The following is a 14,608-nucleotide window of genomic DNA, read 5'->3' as shown; positions in this document are numbered from 1 at the left end:
ACGTCGATCCTGGTGCTGCTGGCCTTCCCGCTGTTGACCGCGGCGCTGTTCGGTCTGGCCGCCGACCGCCATCTGGGCGCGCACATCTACGACCCGGCCAACGGCGGCGTGCTCTTGTATCAGCACCTCTTCTGGTTCTTCGGCCATCCCGAGGTGTACATCATCGCGTTGCCGTTCTTCGGCATCGTGAGCGAGATTTTCCCGGTGTTCTCGCGCAAGCCGATCTTCGGTTACACGACGCTGATCTACGCGACCATCTCGATCGCAGCGCTCTCTGTCGCGGTGTGGGCGCACCACATGTACGCCACCGGCGCGGTGCTGCTGCCGTTCTTCTCGTTCATGACGTTCCTCATCGCGGTGCCGACGGGCATCAAGTTCTTCAACTGGATAGGCACGATGTGGAAGGGGCAGCTGACGTTCGAGACGCCGATGCTGTTCTCGGTCGGCTTCTTGGTGACCTTCCTGCTCGGTGGCCTCTCCGGCGTGCTGCTGGCCAGCCCGCCGCTGGACTTCCATGTCACCGACAGTTATTTCGTGGTGGCGCACTTCCACTACGTGTTGTTCGGCACGATCGTGTTCGCCACGTATGCGGGCATCTACTTCTGGTTCCCGAAGATGACGGGCCGGTTGCTCGACGAGCGGTTGGGCAAGCTGCATTTCTGGTTGACGTTCATCGGTTTTCACACCACGTTCCTGGTGCAGCACTGGCTCGGTGACGAGGGTATGCCGCGCCGGTATGCGGACTATCTGCCGTCGGACGGGTTCACCACGCTCAATGTCGTCTCGACCATCGGCGCGTTCGTCCTCGGCCTGTCGGTGCTGCCGTTCACGTGGAACGTGTTCAAGAGCTGGCGGTACGGCGAGCCGGTGACCGTCGACGATCCGTGGGGTTACGGCAACTCGCTGGAGTGGGCGACGTCGTGCCCGCCGCCGCGGCACAACTTCACCGAGCTGCCCCGGATCCGTTCGGAGCGGCCGGCTTTCGAGCTGCACTACCCGCACATGGTGGAACGGATGCGCGCTGAGGCGCACATCGGGCGGGCGCACGGCCCGGAGGACGGCGACGTGACCCGGCTCGACCACGAGAACGTCCGTACCTGACGGAGCGACTGAGCGGCACTCGGGTGTGAGCGCATTGCAAAATTCGACTGCAGGCTCGTCGCGCGACCGGTCGTCGCTGTTGATCACGGTGACCGGCCGGGACCAACCGGGCGTCACATCGGCGTTGTTCGAAGTGCTCTCTCGGCACCGGGTCGAGTTGCTCAACGTCGAACAGGTCGTGATTCGCGGTCGGCTGACGCTCGGCGTGCTCGTCGCGGGCTCACCGGAGGTGGCCGGTGGTTCGGAGCTGCGCGACGCGGTCACCTCGGCGATCCACGACGTGGGTCTGGACGTCACGATCGAGCGTAGCGACGGCGAACCCGTCATGCGCGAACCCTCGACACACACCATCGTCGTGCTCGGCCGTCCCATCACCGCCGAGGCGTTCGGTGTGGTCGCCCGCGAACTGGCTCGGCTCGAAGTCAACATCGACTACATCCGCGGCGTATCCGACTATCCGGTAACGGGATTGGAGCTGCGGGTCTCGGTACCCGCCCAGGAGGTCTACCGGCAACTGCAGAAGGCGCTGGCACAGGTGGCCGTCGGCGAGGAGATCGATATCGCGCTCGAGGACTACACCCTGTCACGGCGGGCGAAGCGGCTCATCGTTTTCGACGTCGACTCGACGTTGATCCAGGGCGAGGTGATCGAGATGCTGGCCGCTCGCGTCGGCGCGGAAGCCGCGGTGGCCGAGGTGACCGAGGCCGCCATGCGTGGCGAACTCGACTTCGCCGAATCGCTGCATCGGCGGGTGGCCACGCTGGCGGGCCTGCCCGCCTCGGTGCTCGACGACGTCGCCGAACAGATCGAGTTGACCCCCGGCGCCCGGACCACGCTGCGCACATTGCGTCGGCTCGGATACCACTGCGGCATCGTGTCGGGCGGCTTCCGCCAGGTGATCGAGCCGCTCGCACACGAGTTGATGATGGATTTCGTCGCGGCGAACGAGCTCGAGATCGTCGACGGCAAGCTGACCGGGCGGGTCATCGGCCCGCTGATCGATCGGCCCGGAAAAGCCAAGGCGCTGCGTGACTTTGCGCAGCAAGCCGGTGTGCCGATGGAGCAGACGGTAGCCGTCGGCGACGGCGCGAACGACATCGACATGCTCGCGGCCGCGGGTCTCGGGGTGGCGTTCAACGCCAAGCCGGCGCTGCGGGAGGTCGCCGACACGGCGCTGAGCCATCCGTATCTGGACACTGTGCTGTTCATTCTCGGCATCACCCGCGGCGAGATCGAGGCGGCCGACGCGCTCGACGGCGTGGTGCGCCGCGTCGACATCCCGGATTAGACGACGACGGTCGTCGGCTCGGGGGCCGAAAGCCCGGTGACGCTGTGCCAGGCCCGCGCCAGCAGCTCGACCGCCTCGCTCAGCTGTTCTTCGGGCAGCGCGTACGGCACTCGAACGAACCGCTCGAGCGTGCCGTCAACGCCGAATCGAGGACCGGCGGGCAGGTCGAGGCCGAGCCGGGACGCCGCGGCCGACAGTGCGGTGCTCATGGGCGCGGGCAGTCGCACCCACAACGACATGCCGCCGGCGCCTGGGCCGGGCTGCCAATCGGGCAGACGGCGGCTCAGCAGGGTCTGAAGGTATGCGCGACGGCTGCTCAGAATCTCGCGTCGCTCGGGCAGCACGTCGGCATGGCGCGTGAGAAGCCTTGCGGCCGCGCATTGTTCGAGTATCGCGGTGCCCATGTCCACCGACGGCCGAAGCGCGGCGATGGTGGCGATCGTCGAGCGCTCCGCTCGGATCCAGCCGACCCGCAGCCCGCCCCAGAACGACTTCGACATCGATCCGACCGTCAGTAGGAGATCGCGACGCGACGTCATCTCGGCGGCGACCGGACCCGGCACCGGTTCGCCCAGCCACATGTCGACGATGGTCTCGTCGATCACGGTGCGGGTACGGGTCTCGGCGACGATGCGCGCCAACCGTTTCCGGTCGGGAGCAGACAGGGTCAACCCGGTGGGGTTCTGGTTGTCGGGAATGAGATACGCCAGGCTCGGCGACAACTGCTGCACCGCGGTCTCCAGCGCGTCGAGGTCCCAGCCTTCGTCGGTCATCGCGACGGGCACCGGCCGCGCGCCGGCGGTCGTGATCGACGACAGGGCACCGTGATACGTCGGCTGCTCGACGAGCACGCGATCGCCCGCTTGCACATACGTCGTGAGGATCAGCCCGATGGCGTGCAGCGCGCCCGTGGTGACCATGATCTCGTCGGGCTCGGTGGGAAGACCGCGCTCGCAGTATCTTTCGGCGATCGCCTGCCGCAGCGCGGGGATGCCGACGAGTTCGTGTCCGGGGGCGTGCAGATACGGCGTCACATCGTGAGTGGCTTCGGCGAAGGCCTCCATCACCGCGGCGGCGGGAGCGGACAGTGCGGCGGCCGCCAGGCTCACCACCGGCGCGGCGGTCTCAGTGCGCACTGCTGGGGCAGCCGGTAGGGCGGTGGTGCTGCGCGCACCCCGGCGCGCGTTGAGGTAGCCGTCCTCACGCAACTGCGTGTAGGCGGCGGTGACGGTGGTGCGGGACACCCGCAGCGCGTCGGCGAGCGCACGTTCGCTAGGCAGTCGCGCGCCGACGGGCAGGCGGCCATCGACGATCAGCAGTCGGATCGCGTCGGCCAGGCCCCGGTAGGCCGGGCCGCTCCGACTGGACGTCCGCCAGTGGCCGAGTTCGCGGGCCAGTAGGTCCACATCGAGGGCGCGTGCGGCAAGTTCGACGGTCATTTGATGCCAGTATGGTGCAACTGGCTATTGATAGGCAAGCCAGACAGCGGCGAATATCAGAGCATGAGCAACGACTGGACCGCCCGCCTGGGGCCACGGCTCGCCAGGCTCTTCGAATGGCATCCGCCGATCGCCCACGTCGACTACCACGACCGCGACGCCGAGCGGATAGCCCGCGAACTGGAGCTGATCCGGTTGCGCTTCCCGCATCACTCGTAGGCCGACGGCGATTTGAGAGTGAAAACGACCGCTGGGCGAACGAAATCACGCACAAGTCGCCTGACTACGATGAGCGGATGCCCGCCGAAGGAGATGCAGCCGACCCCGACGTGCTGATCGACTTCGCCACGGTGGCGCTGCGGCGGGGCGGCAATACATTGGTCGGCCCCATCACGTGGGCGGTCGAGCTCGACGAGCGCTGGGTGGTGATCGGTCCCAACGGGGCCGGTAAGACGTCGCTGCTGCGCATCGCGGCCGCGATGGAGCATCCGTCGTCGGGCACGGCCTACGTGCTCGGCGAGCGGCTCGGCCGCACCGACACGTCCGAACTGCGCGCCCGGATCGGACTGAGCAGCTCGGCGTTGTCGCAGCGGGTGCCCGACGGCGAGGTGGTCCGCGATCTGGTGGTCTCCGCCGGTTACGCGGTGTTGGGCCGGTGGCGCGAGGTCTACGACGAGGTCGACTACGGACGCGCGGTCGACATGCTGGAGAGCGTCGGCGCCGAACACCTGGCCGACCGTGTGTACGGCACCCTGTCCGAAGGCGAGCGCAAACGAGTGTTGATCGCTCGGTCGATGATGACCGACCCTGAACTGCTGCTCCTCGACGAACCCGCCGCCGGACTGGACCTGGGCGGCCGAGAGGACCTACTCGCGCGGCTCGAGGATCTCGCTGCCGATCCGGAGTCACCGGCGATGGTGCTCGTGACCCACCACGTCGAGGAGATTCCGCGCGGGTTCTCCCACGGGCTGATCCTGTCTGAGGGCAAGGTCGTCGACTCGGGTCTGCTGCCCGACGTGTTGACCGCGGAGAACCTGTCGAAGGCGTTCGGGCAGGCGATCACGCTCGAGGTCGTGGACGGACGCTATTTCGCGCGACGGGCCAGATCCCGGGCCGCGCACAGGAGGCGAGCATGACAGACGCACCACCCGACGAGGCCCTGACTCCCCGCCCCGCCGCGACGGTGATGCTCATCCGCGACCGACGCTCCGCCGAGGGACTCGAGGTGTTCCTGATGCGGCGGCATTCGGCGATGGATTTCGTCGCCGGCGTGATGGTCTTCCCCGGCGGTGGCGTCGACGACCGCGACCGCAACGCCGACATCGCCTGGTTCGGACCCGAACCCGCTTGGTGGGCCGAGCGTTTCGGCGTCGAACCCGGCCTCGCCGAGGCGCTGGTGTGCGCGGCGGCGCGCGAAACCTTCGAGGAGTCCGGGGTGCTGTTCGCCGGCCCGGCTGATGACCCCGACGGCATCGTGGACGACGCTTCGGTGTACGGCGACGCGCGCGCCGCGCTGGCCAACCACTCGCTGTCGTTCGCCGACTTCCTGCGCCGCGAGAAGCTGGTGCTGCGCGCCGATCTCCTTCGGCCATGGGCCAATTGGGTGACACCGAAAGAGGAACGCACCCGCCGCTACGACACCTTCTTCTTCGTCGGGGCGTTGCCGGAGGGCCAGCGTGCCGATGGTGAGAACACCGAGACCGACAAGGCCGACTGGATCACGCCACGCGCAGCACTCGAGGACTTCGCCGAAGGCCGGACGTTCCTGTTGCCGCCGACGTGGACGCAACTCGACTCCCTCGACGGTCGCAATGTCGCGGAAGTGCTTGCCGTGGAACGCCAGATCGTGTCGGTCACACCGCATCTGGCGGCGAACAAGGACACCGGCAACTGGGAGATCGAGTTCTTCAACAGCGACCGGTACAACGCCGCCCGCAACCGGCGCGCACCGCAGGGCTACGGACCCGACACTGGCTCCGGCGCGCGGCAGGTATGAGCGAGTTCGTCTCCATCCACACCAGCGATGAGCGACCGGGCATCGCCACGCTGCTGCTGTCACGTCCGCCGACCAACGCGCTCAGCCGGCAGGTGTACCGCGAACTGGCTGGCGCCGCCCGCAGCATCGGGGACCGCGACGATGTGCACGCCGTGATCGTCTTCGGCGGTCATGAGATCTTCTCCGCCGGTGACGACGTGTCCGAACTGCGCACCCTCGACGCCGAAGGACTCGCGGCGGCCGCACAGGTCTGCCGTGCGGCCGTTGATGCGCTGGCGGCCATCCCGAAACCCACAGTGGCCGCCATCACGGGCTATGCGCTGGGCGGCGGGCTGACAGTGGCGCTGGGTGCCGACTGGCGCGTTTCCGGTGACAACGCCAAGTTTGGCGCGACCGAGATCCTGGCAGGGTCCGTGCCCGCGGGCGGCACGGCGCGGCTGGCTCGCACCATCGGTGACAGCAAGGCCAAGGAACTGGTGTTCAGCGGCCGGTTCGTCGACGCCAAGGAGGCCTTCGCGCTCGGGCTCATCGACCAGCTGGTGGCGCCCGACGGGGTGTACGACGCGGCGCTGGCCTGGGCGCAACGCTTCGTCGGGCACCCACCTCAGGTACTGGCTGCCGCCAAGGCGACGTTCGACGTTTAGGCTGCCCTGTTATGAGCTTTGAGGACACGGACACCGTTTCTGAGGTCGCCGACTCCGCGGCTTCGGAGCCCGCTCCGAACCCGCGTGCCACCGCCGAACAGGTCGAGGCCGCCCGCCATGACTCCAAGCTCGCCCAGGTGCTGTACCACGACTGGGAAGCGGAGACCTACGACGAGAAGTGGTCGATCTCCTACGACAAGCGCTGCGTCGACTACGCCCGCGACCTGTTCGACGCGACGGTGCCGTTCGAGGAGCAACGCAAACTGCCCTACGACCGCGCGTTGGAGCTCGGTTGCGGTAGCGGGTTCTTCCTGCTGAACCTGATCCAGGCGGGAGTCGCGCGGCGCGGGTCGGTGACCGACCTGTCGCCTGGCATGGTCAAGGTCGCCACCCGCAACGGTGAGAACCTGGGCCTCGAGGTCGACGGCAGGGTGGCCGATGCCGAGGGCATCCCCTACGACGACGACACCTTCGATCTGGTGGTCGGCCATGCGGTGCTGCACCACATCCCTGACGTGGAGCTATCGCTGCGGGAAGTGGTGCGGGTGCTCAAGCCCGGCGGCCGATTCATCTTCGCCGGCGAGCCGACGAACGCGGGGGAGAACTACGCGCGGCCGCTGTCGACGGCGACCTGGCGGGCCGTCACCAATGTGACCAGGTTGCCGGGGCTTTCGGGTTGGCGCCGCCCGCAGGCCGAGCTCGACGAGTCGTCTCGGGCGGCAGCGTTGGAGGCGGTCGTCGACCTGCACACATTCGCACCAGTCGACTTGGAACGCATGGCGCGAAACGCAGGAGCCACCGAGATCTCCACGGCCACCACCGAGTTCACCGCCGCGATGCTCGGCTGGCCGCTGCGCACGTTCGAGGCCGCAGTCCCGCCGGACCGATTGGGTTGGGGCTGGGCCAAATTCGCGTTCAACAGCTGGATAGCGCTGTCCTGGGTGGATCACAACATCTGGCGCCAGGTGGTGCCGAAGAGCTGGTTCTACAACGTCATGGTGACCGGGGTCAAGCCACCCGCGAAGTGACGGTGGCGTTCGGCGTCGAGGACGTCGACTTCCTGCGCAGCGAGGCCGGCGTCTATGCGCTGCGCGAGATCGCCGCGCTGCCGCTGACAAGCGCGACGCTGGTAGCCGACATCGCCTCTGCGCGTGCCCGTTTCGCGGAGCGTGCACCGATCCTCGTCGAGACCACAATGTTGCGCCGGAGGGCCGCGGTGAAGATGAGCCGGCCCGACGAATGGTTGTTCACCGACGAGTCGCTGCAGCAGGCCACCGCGGAACCGGTCGCTCACCATCGCGCCCGGCGGCTCCGCGGCCTGCGGGTGCACGACGCGACCTGCTCGATCGGCAGCGAACTTGCCGCGCTTCGGGATTCAGCCGCCCTGGTGTTGGGCAGCGACATCGATCCGGTCCGGCTTGCGATGGCCCGGCACAACGTGCCCGGCGTCGATATCTCTCGCGCCGATGCGCTTCGGCCGATAACGCGTGACGGCGTCGTGGTGCTCGACCCGGCGCGGCGCAGTGGCACACGCCGCCGGTTCGATCCGCGCGTCTACACGCCCCCACTCGATGAACTCCTCGATGCGTACCGAGGTCGCGACACGGTGGTCAAGTGCGCTCCCGGAATCGATTTCGACGCGGTGAGGCGGCTGGGCTTCGACGGAGAGATCGAAGTGACGTCGTTGGCGGGTAGCGTCCGCGAGGCGTGCCTGTGGTCGGCAGGGCTGACACGCTCCGGCGTCCGTCGCCGGGCATCGTTACTGGACACCGGTGAGGAGGTCACCGACGCCGAGGACGACGACTGTGGCGTCCGGCCCGTCGGACGCTGGATCGTCGACCCGGATGGCGCCGTCGTGCGCGCGGGTCTGGTGCGGCATTACGCGGCGCGCCACGGCATGTGGCAACTCGACCCCGATATCGCGTACCTCTCGGGAGACCACTTGCCGCCCGGAGTGCGCGGCTTCGAGGTGCTCGACGAGGTTCCGTTCAGCGAACGGCGGCTACGACAGGAGCTTTCGGCCCGCGACGTCGGCGCGGTCGAGATCCTCGTTCGCGGAGCCGACGTGGACCCCGATGGGCTGCGGCCACGGCTTCGCCTGCGCGGCGCCCAGCCGGCGTCGGTGGTCATCGCCCGCATCGGCGCCAAAGGTGCAAGCCGGACAACGGCATTCATTTGTCGTCCGTCTCGTTGAGCACCCACGTATTGTGAAGGTTGATGCGCCGGAGCCCGGACCGGCGCCGATTGCAAGGACGTCGACGATGCGCTTTCTCAGGTGGACCGCCTGCTTCGCGGTCGTCGCCGTCGCCGGCGTCATCGCCGCCGGACCGGAAGCGGCCGCCCAAACCGGTTGCGCCGACATCCAAGGGAACGTCGGGCCGGACCAGATCTGTCGGGTACACGTTCAGAATCCCACGTACACCATCGATCTGAGCTTCCCGAACGACTACCCGGACCAAGCGCCCATAGTGACGTACCTGAAGCAGACGCGCGACGGGTTCGTCAACGTCGCCGAGGACCCGGACGCCTACAACCTGCCCTACGAACTCGACGCCAAAGGTGCCGGCTACCGGTCGGGTCCGCCGACTGCCGGCACCCGCAGCGTGGTTTTCACTGTCTGGCAGAACGTCGGCGGAGTGCGTCCGCAGACCTTCTACCAAGCTTTCAACTGGGACGTCGCCAAGAACGCACCGATCACTTTCGGGACCTTGTTCAAGCCGGGCACCAAACCGATCGACGTGCTCTTCCCGGAGGTCGAGCGCTATCTGCAGCGACAGGGGATGACGTATCCGGTGTCGCCGGGCGCCGGGACCGATCCCGCGAACTACCAGAACTTCGCGATCGCCGATGATTCGCTGATCTTCTGCTTCAGCCAGGGTGGGCTTTTCCCGGAGTCCGCGGGCCCGGTTCAGGCCACGGTCCCGCGGGCCGCGGTGGCGCCGCTCCTCGCGCTCTAGGCGGGCGCGCCTCAGGCAGGCACGAAGCCGTACACCATGCCGTCACTGGTGGCGGTGACGACGCGGCGGTCGTGTCCGACGGAGACACCGACGGGCCATCCGGTGGCCTTCGGCAGCGGATAGTTGTTGAGCGTTCGGCCGTCGGCGGGATCGAACACCAGCAGAGCCTGACCGGCCTCAGGTCCGGTCCCGTCGCGCGCGACGGTGTAGGCGACGCCGGTACCGGATCGGCTCGATGTCGACAGCGGTTCCACGTCGTCGCGGGTCCACAGCACCTCGCCGGAGTCGCCGTTGTCGCGGATGCCGACCAGTTTCGCGCCGGGACCGCCGCCCGCCACGATCAACCCGTCAGGTGAAACCGACGGTGGGGTCTGGGCGAGGAAGTCGAGCCGGACCGACCACTTGACCTTCCCGTCGTCGGCGTTCAATGCCCACAACCGACTGTCGCGGCCGTTGACGTACACCGTCGAGCCGTCGGCGGAAGACACCGGGCCGGCGAGCGGTCCGCCGCCGACGCCGTCGCTCGTCCACTCCCGGGTGAGCAGCGGCGTCTGACCGGGCCGGTACCGCAACCCGACGAGTATCGGCTTGTCGGCGTTGGGCTCCCACAGCCCCAGCACGACGGTCCCGGAGCCGGCCGCGAACGCCGGCGCGGCGGCCACCGGGCAGTGGGCGCGCGCGGGGCGACAGTCGGCCAAACCGCGCTCGGAGTCCTTCGGGTCGACGCCGGCGACGAGGTCCAGCGGGCTGCCCACCACGGTGCCGCGGTGGGCATCGAACACCAGGACCTGACCCAGATGCGTCACGACGAGCAGGTGGCCCGGATCGAGGATGCGCGGCGTGGTCGGCATCCCGATGACCGGTTGACGCCAGCGGATCCACTGCGTCGGCGGAAACGACAGCATGGCGCCTGGCTGTCCGACGTAGAGGTTGTCGAACCCGTCGAACAGAGGACTGGAGGCCGGGCCTCCTGAAGCCGGACCCTGCACGATGCGGGTGCACCAGCGCTGCCGGGCCCTGTTGTCGGCCTCCCACACCATCAGCGAGCAGCCGCCCGGGGTCTGAGCGTTGACGGCCAGGTAGCCGCCGGAGCCCAGCGCGACCTCGGCGGCGAGGTTGCCCTTGACCGACCGCATCCAGTCCAAGCGCAGCGTGTCGGCGCCCGCGGTCGATCGGTAACTGCTGTTGCCGGCGTCCCCGTACTGGGCCGGCCAACCGTCGGCGGCCTTCGCCTCCACCCAGGAGTCGGTGTTTTGGCATCCTGCCAATGTGGCCGTGAGCAGCGCTGTTTGAAGAAGAACAGCCAGCACGGTCAGTCGCCGGAACACTCGATCCTTTCCCGTTCCTCGTCTTCGGTCCAGGTGAGGGTAACCGCTGCGGACCGGATCGCTCGCGTAGGCTTTCCGGCCATGACGACGATGTGGGGCGCGCCGTTGCACAAGCGCTGGCGAGGGTCGCGGTTGCGTGACCCGAGGCAGGCGAAGTTCCTCACGTTGGCGTCGCTGAAATGGGTGTTGGCCAACCGCGCTTACACACCGTGGTACCTCGTGCGCTACTGGCGGTTGTTGAAGTTCAAGCTGCGTAATCCCCACATCATCACGCGCGGCATGGTGTTCCTCGGCAAGGGCGTGGAGATCGAGGCGACACCGGAGTTGTCGACCATGGAGATCGGCCGCTGGGTCCACATCGGCGACAAGAACACGATCCGCTGTCACGAGGGGTCGCTGCGGTTCGGCGACAAGGTCGTACTGGGCCGCGACAATGTGATCAACACCTACCTCGACATCGAGTTGGGCGATTCGGTCCTGATGGCCGACTGGTGTTACATCTGCGATTTCGACCATCGGATGGACGACATCAACGTGCCGATCAAGGACCAGGGCATCGTCAAGGGGCCGGTGCGCATCGGGCCCGACACGTGGGTCGGCGTCAAGGTCACGGTGCTGCGCAACACGACGATCGGCCGCGGTTGCGTGCTGGGTTCGCACGCCGTCGTGCGCGGCGACGTACCCGACTATTCGATCGCGGTCGGGGCGCCGGCGAAGGTCGTCAAGAACCGCCAACTCGCGTGGGAGACGTCGGCCGCGCAGCGGGCGGAACTCGCCGCCGCACTCGCCGACATCGAACGCAAGAAGGCTTCTCGCTAGCAGTCATGTTGCGCGAGCGTGCGTGTTGGCACACGACACGCCGCGAGATTTCGGCGGTTTGCGCACGTTCGCGCCGAGTATTCGCAGACTAGCGGCCGGGCAGGGCGTGTTCGGCGATCGGGCGACGCCGGTGTGGTTCGCGCTCTCGCCGTTTGGCCGCCACGTACACCTGAGCGGTTTCGTCGGCGATCGTGTGCCATTCGAAATCGGAGGTGAGCCTCTCACGCGCAGCGACCGCGCGCTGCTGCGCGGCTTGCGGGTCATCGAGGACCGAGCGCACCGCCGCGGCGAGTGCCGCCACGTCCCGCGGTGGATACGTGACGCCGGTGCGGCCGTCGATCACCGCCTCGCCCAGCCCTCCGACGTCCGAGACGACCAGCGGGATGCCCGTCGCCGCGGCCTCCAGCGCGACGATGCCGAACGGCTCGTAGAGGCTGGGCAGCACGGCGGCGTCGGCGGCATGGAGCACGTCCACCAACGCGTCGTGACCGAGATGCCCGACGAACGATGTGGCCTTGAGTACCTTGTGCTTTCGCGCCTGCGCCACGAGCCAGTCGAGTTGCGTGCCCTCGCCGGCGATCGCCAGCGTGGTCCCGGGGTGAGTGCGCCGAATACGAGGCAATGCTGCGATCGCGTCGTGAATGCCCTTCTCGTACTCGAGCCGGCCGAGATACAGCAACTGCGCCGGTCCGGACCGAGGCCGACGCTCTGCGAAGGGCCATCGCGCACAGTCGATTCCGTTGCGGATGACGTGTGTCTCAGCCAGCCCGGGACCGAACAGCTCGACGATTTCGTCGCTCATCGATGTCGAACACGTGATCAGCGAGTCGGATTCGTGCGCCAACCAGGATTCGATCGCATGAACCTGCCGACTTATCCGGCCTGACACCCATCCGGAGTGTCTGCCTGCCTCGGTGGCGTGGATCGTGGAAACCAATGGCACGTCGAAGAATTCGGCCAGGGCGGTTGCGGGATGTGCGACGAGCCAGTCGTGGGCGTGAACGACGTCGGGCCGCCATGGATGGCCGCGCCGCGACTTGAGAGTCAGACCGGTCCGGATCATCGAATGACCCATCGCCAGCGTCCACGCCATCATGTCGCTGCCGAAGTCGAACTCGTGCGGATCCTGGGCTGCGGCGACGACGCGCACACCTTCGGCGATCTCGTCGGTCGACGGGTGAGTGCTGGGGTCGGTGCCGCTGGGTCGACGGCTCAGCACCACGACTTCGTGGCCGACGTCGGCCAGCGCGGTGGCCAGGTGATGGACGTGGCGGCCCAGTCCGCCGATGACCACCGGCGGGTACTCCCACGACACCATCAGGATCTTCACGGTCGCTCGCTGCCGCGCGAACGTGCGGAAAGTACTGTCAACGCGCGGCGTGTCGTGTGCAAACACGCACGCTCGCGCAAGAAGAAGAACAAGGAGGGGCTCACTTCGGGAGCCGTCGCGCGTCCAGGGCGCCGAACAGGCCGTCGGCGCGGTTCCAGCCGGCAGCGAGCCGCAGCGCCTGCTCGTCGCGGCCGGACGCGAGCGCGTCGACGATCTCACGGGTGGCGTGCGCGTGCAGGTGCGCGCGGTAGCGCGCATAGTCGGCAGCCGAATCCTTGCTGACCATGAACGGCCAGTCGCTCGACACGGTGAGCAGCGTCTCGCGCAGGATCTGGTCGGCGACGAAGTTGCGGGCCGCGGGCCCGTCGGTCTCGCCGAGTGCCTTGTCGACAGTGGTGAGCGCGGTGTCGACGACCTCACCGTTCAACTGCACCAGGTCGGCGACCTGCTCGCCCGCCCACACCTGCCAGTCCTTGCCGGAACCCCAAGAGCTGGGCGGCAATTCGACGGGTGAACCGACGAAACCGTCGGCCTTGGCGTCGGCCAGGGTGCCGACGCGCACCCCGGCTTCCGGAAGTGCGCGCAGCACGCGTTCCAGCCATGCGGGGCCCTCGTACCACCAATGGCCGAACAGCTCGGTGTCGAACGCGGCGATGACGTGTGCGGGCCTGCCGATGCGTTCGCTCTCGTCGTGCAGTCGCTTGCGGACCACTTCGACGAAGTCGGCGACATGGGAGTCGATCGCGCGGTCGGCGCGCTCGGGGTCGTAGGGCGCCTTCGCCTCGGAGGGCACGTTGCGGCCGGTGACCCGCGCCGGCTTCAGGCCGGTCGTGTGGTCGTAGGTGTGGAAGTCGCGGTAGCCGGCGTGCCCGGGGTAGCCGGATTTCGGCGACCACACCCGATAGCTCACCTGCAGGTCGCGGCCGAACGCCACGACGTCGGACGATCCGACCGGGCGGCCGAGCGCGGTATCACCGTGCAGCGACGGCCCGTCGACCATGAAGTGGCCGACTCCGGCTGCGGCGTAGTCGTTCTCCAAACCGGGCGCATAGGCGCATTCGGGTGCCCAGATTCCGACGGGTGTGTGCGCGAACCGCAGGCGGGCGTCGGCCAGCCCTTCGCGCAGGGCGAACTCCCGCAGGCGCGGGTTGAGCAGTGGCTGGAACGGATGCGACAGCGGGCCGCCGAGCAGTTCGATGGTCTCGGCGTCGATCAACTCGCGCAGCAACGGGCTGCCGCCGTGCGACCACAGCGCCTCGAAGTCGGCGATCGCCTGCTCGGCTTCGGCGTGCTCGCGAACACCGAACTGCCGCAACGGATCTCCGAGTGTGGTCGCCTCGAGCGCCCGCAGCTGCCAGTTGGCCAACCAGTGGTGCATGCCCGTCAGGGAGTACGGGTCGTCGAGCTGGGCCGTCACCACCGGCGTCATGCCGAGCGTGAGCTGGTGTCGGCGGCCCTCGGCCGCCAAGGTCCGCAGCACCCGCATGAGTGGCAGATACGCCGCCGACCACGACTGATAGAGCCATTCCTCGCCGACGGGCCAGCGGCCGTGGTGGGCGAGCCACGGGAGGTGCGTGTGCAGGACGAGCGTGAACAGCCCCGGAGCCGGAGGGCCGGCGACATTCAGCCCCGGAGCCGGAGGGCCGGCGACATTCAGCCCCGGAGCCGGAAGGCCGGCGACAGTCAGCCCCGGAGCCGGAGCGCCG

At 68.1% G+C, this 14,608-nt stretch carries 14 protein-coding genes; 10 read left to right on the top strand and 4 right to left on the bottom strand.

Annotated elements, in window-relative coordinates; all coding sequences use genetic code 11:
* Both A5663_RS22060 and serB read left to right on the top strand, forming a co-directional pair.
* On the top strand, nucleotides 1-1,101 hold a 1,101-nt coding region (locus A5663_RS22060; protein WP_197503537.1), incomplete at its 5' end, for a cbb3-type cytochrome c oxidase subunit I.
* Between the two features lie 34 nt (nucleotides 1,102-1,135).
* Nucleotides 1,136-2,389, top strand: coding sequence for a phosphoserine phosphatase SerB (gene serB, locus A5663_RS22055; protein WP_068153859.1), 1,254 nt, complete (start codon nucleotides 1,136-1,138; stop codon nucleotides 2,387-2,389).
* Here serB and A5663_RS22050 read toward each other — a convergent pair.
* Nucleotides 2,386-3,828, bottom strand: coding sequence for a PLP-dependent aminotransferase family protein (locus A5663_RS22050; RefSeq protein WP_068153848.1), 1,443 nt, complete (start codon nucleotides 3,826-3,828; stop codon nucleotides 2,386-2,388). The genes serB and A5663_RS22050 overlap by 4 nt on opposite strands.
* A gap of 63 nt (nucleotides 3,829-3,891) precedes the next feature.
* On the opposite strand from A5663_RS22050, the gene A5663_RS23445 reads away from it, so the two are divergent.
* The 7 genes from A5663_RS23445 to A5663_RS22020 all read left to right on the top strand — a co-directional run bounded on the left by A5663_RS23445 (nucleotide 3,892) and on the right by A5663_RS22020 (nucleotide 9,425).
* Nucleotides 3,892-4,047 (top strand): hypothetical protein, encoded by a 156-nt coding sequence (locus tag A5663_RS23445; RefSeq protein ID WP_197503535.1) that lies wholly within the window; start codon nucleotides 3,892-3,894, stop codon nucleotides 4,045-4,047.
* Nucleotides 4,048-4,124: 77 nt separating this feature from the next.
* Nucleotides 4,125-4,964: an ABC transporter ATP-binding protein gene (locus tag A5663_RS22045; protein ID WP_068153847.1), complete on the top strand. Its 840-nt coding sequence runs from the start codon at nucleotides 4,125-4,127 to the stop codon at nucleotides 4,962-4,964.
* On the top strand, nucleotides 4,961-5,824 hold the full coding sequence (locus A5663_RS22040; RefSeq protein WP_068153846.1) for an NUDIX hydrolase: 864 nt from the start codon (nucleotides 4,961-4,963) through the stop codon (nucleotides 5,822-5,824). Before A5663_RS22045 ends, A5663_RS22040 begins: the two co-directional genes overlap by 4 nt.
* Entirely contained in the window at nucleotides 5,821-6,468 is a 648-nt protein-coding gene (locus A5663_RS22035; RefSeq protein ID WP_068153845.1) for an enoyl-CoA hydratase, read from the top strand. The genes A5663_RS22040 and A5663_RS22035 overlap by 4 nt, the downstream gene beginning before the upstream one ends.
* 11 nt (nucleotides 6,469-6,479) lie before the next feature.
* The gene (locus tag A5663_RS22030) at nucleotides 6,480-7,496 is read left to right on the top strand and encodes a class I SAM-dependent methyltransferase (RefSeq protein ID WP_068153844.1); all 1,017 of its coding nucleotides are present in this window, start codon (nucleotides 6,480-6,482) and stop codon (nucleotides 7,494-7,496) included.
* Nucleotides 7,424-8,662: a class I SAM-dependent methyltransferase gene (locus tag A5663_RS22025; RefSeq protein WP_197503541.1), complete on the top strand. Its 1,239-nt coding sequence runs from the start codon at nucleotides 7,424-7,426 to the stop codon at nucleotides 8,660-8,662. The genes A5663_RS22030 and A5663_RS22025 overlap by 73 nt, the downstream gene beginning before the upstream one ends.
* 67 nt (nucleotides 8,663-8,729) lie before the next feature.
* Nucleotides 8,730-9,425 (top strand): esterase, encoded by a 696-nt coding sequence (locus A5663_RS22020; RefSeq protein WP_068153843.1) that lies wholly within the window; start codon nucleotides 8,730-8,732, stop codon nucleotides 9,423-9,425.
* A gap of 11 nt (nucleotides 9,426-9,436) precedes the next feature.
* Here the strand turns inward: A5663_RS22020 and A5663_RS22015 are convergent, their stop codons facing one another.
* Nucleotides 9,437-10,753 (bottom strand): PQQ-binding-like beta-propeller repeat protein, encoded by a 1,317-nt coding sequence (locus A5663_RS22015; protein WP_068153842.1) that lies wholly within the window; start codon nucleotides 10,751-10,753, stop codon nucleotides 9,437-9,439.
* An 81-nt stretch (nucleotides 10,754-10,834) separates the two neighbouring features.
* Here A5663_RS22015 and A5663_RS22010 point away from each other — a divergent pair, with 81 nt between their 5' ends.
* Nucleotides 10,835-11,572 (top strand): acyltransferase, encoded by a 738-nt coding sequence (locus A5663_RS22010; RefSeq protein ID WP_068153841.1) that lies wholly within the window; start codon nucleotides 10,835-10,837, stop codon nucleotides 11,570-11,572.
* Nucleotides 11,573-11,660: 88 nt separating this feature from the next.
* Here A5663_RS22010 and A5663_RS22005 read toward each other — a convergent pair whose 3' ends face one another.
* Both A5663_RS22005 and A5663_RS22000 read right to left on the bottom strand, forming a co-directional pair.
* Nucleotides 11,661-12,902 (bottom strand): glycosyltransferase family 4 protein, encoded by a 1,242-nt coding sequence (locus A5663_RS22005; protein WP_197503533.1) that lies wholly within the window; start codon nucleotides 12,900-12,902, stop codon nucleotides 11,661-11,663.
* A 100-nt stretch (nucleotides 12,903-13,002) separates the two neighbouring features.
* On the bottom strand, nucleotides 13,003-14,529 hold the full coding sequence (locus tag A5663_RS22000) for a glycoside hydrolase family 57 protein (RefSeq protein WP_068153856.1): 1,527 nt from the start codon (nucleotides 14,527-14,529) through the stop codon (nucleotides 13,003-13,005).
* Nucleotides 14,530-14,608: the final 79 nt, after the last annotated feature.

The organism is Mycobacterium sp. E740, assembly GCF_001672895.1.
Classification (GTDB): Bacteria; Actinomycetota; Actinomycetes; order Mycobacteriales; family Mycobacteriaceae; genus Mycobacterium.
Note: the sequence above shows the minus strand (reverse complement) of the source record. Positions and strands in the feature narration are given on the sequence as shown.

What these genes read in the sequence shown, in the direction of transcription:
- A5663_RS22010 (WP_068153841.1), top strand. Translation starts at nt 10,835, where the DNA reads ATGACGACGATGTGGGGCGCGCCGTTGCACAAGCGCTGGCGAGGGTCG.
- A5663_RS22020 (WP_068153843.1), top strand. Translation starts at nt 8,730, where the DNA reads ATGCGCTTTCTCAGGTGGACCGCCTGCTTCGCGGTCGTCGCCGTCGCC.
- A5663_RS22035 (WP_068153845.1), top strand. Translation starts at nt 5,821, where the DNA reads ATGAGCGAGTTCGTCTCCATCCACACCAGCGATGAGCGACCGGGCATC.
- A5663_RS23445 (WP_197503535.1), top strand. Translation starts at nt 3,892, where the DNA reads ATGAGCAACGACTGGACCGCCCGCCTGGGGCCACGGCTCGCCAGGCTC.
- A5663_RS22030 (WP_068153844.1), top strand. Translation starts at nt 6,480, where the DNA reads ATGAGCTTTGAGGACACGGACACCGTTTCTGAGGTCGCCGACTCCGCG.
- A5663_RS22040 (WP_068153846.1), top strand. Translation starts at nt 4,961, where the DNA reads ATGACAGACGCACCACCCGACGAGGCCCTGACTCCCCGCCCCGCCGCG.
- A5663_RS22045 (WP_068153847.1), top strand. Translation starts at nt 4,125, where the DNA reads ATGCCCGCCGAAGGAGATGCAGCCGACCCCGACGTGCTGATCGACTTC.
- A5663_RS22050 (WP_068153848.1), bottom strand. Translation starts at nt 3,828, where the DNA reads ATGACCGTCGAACTTGCCGCACGCGCCCTCGATGTGGACCTACTGGCC.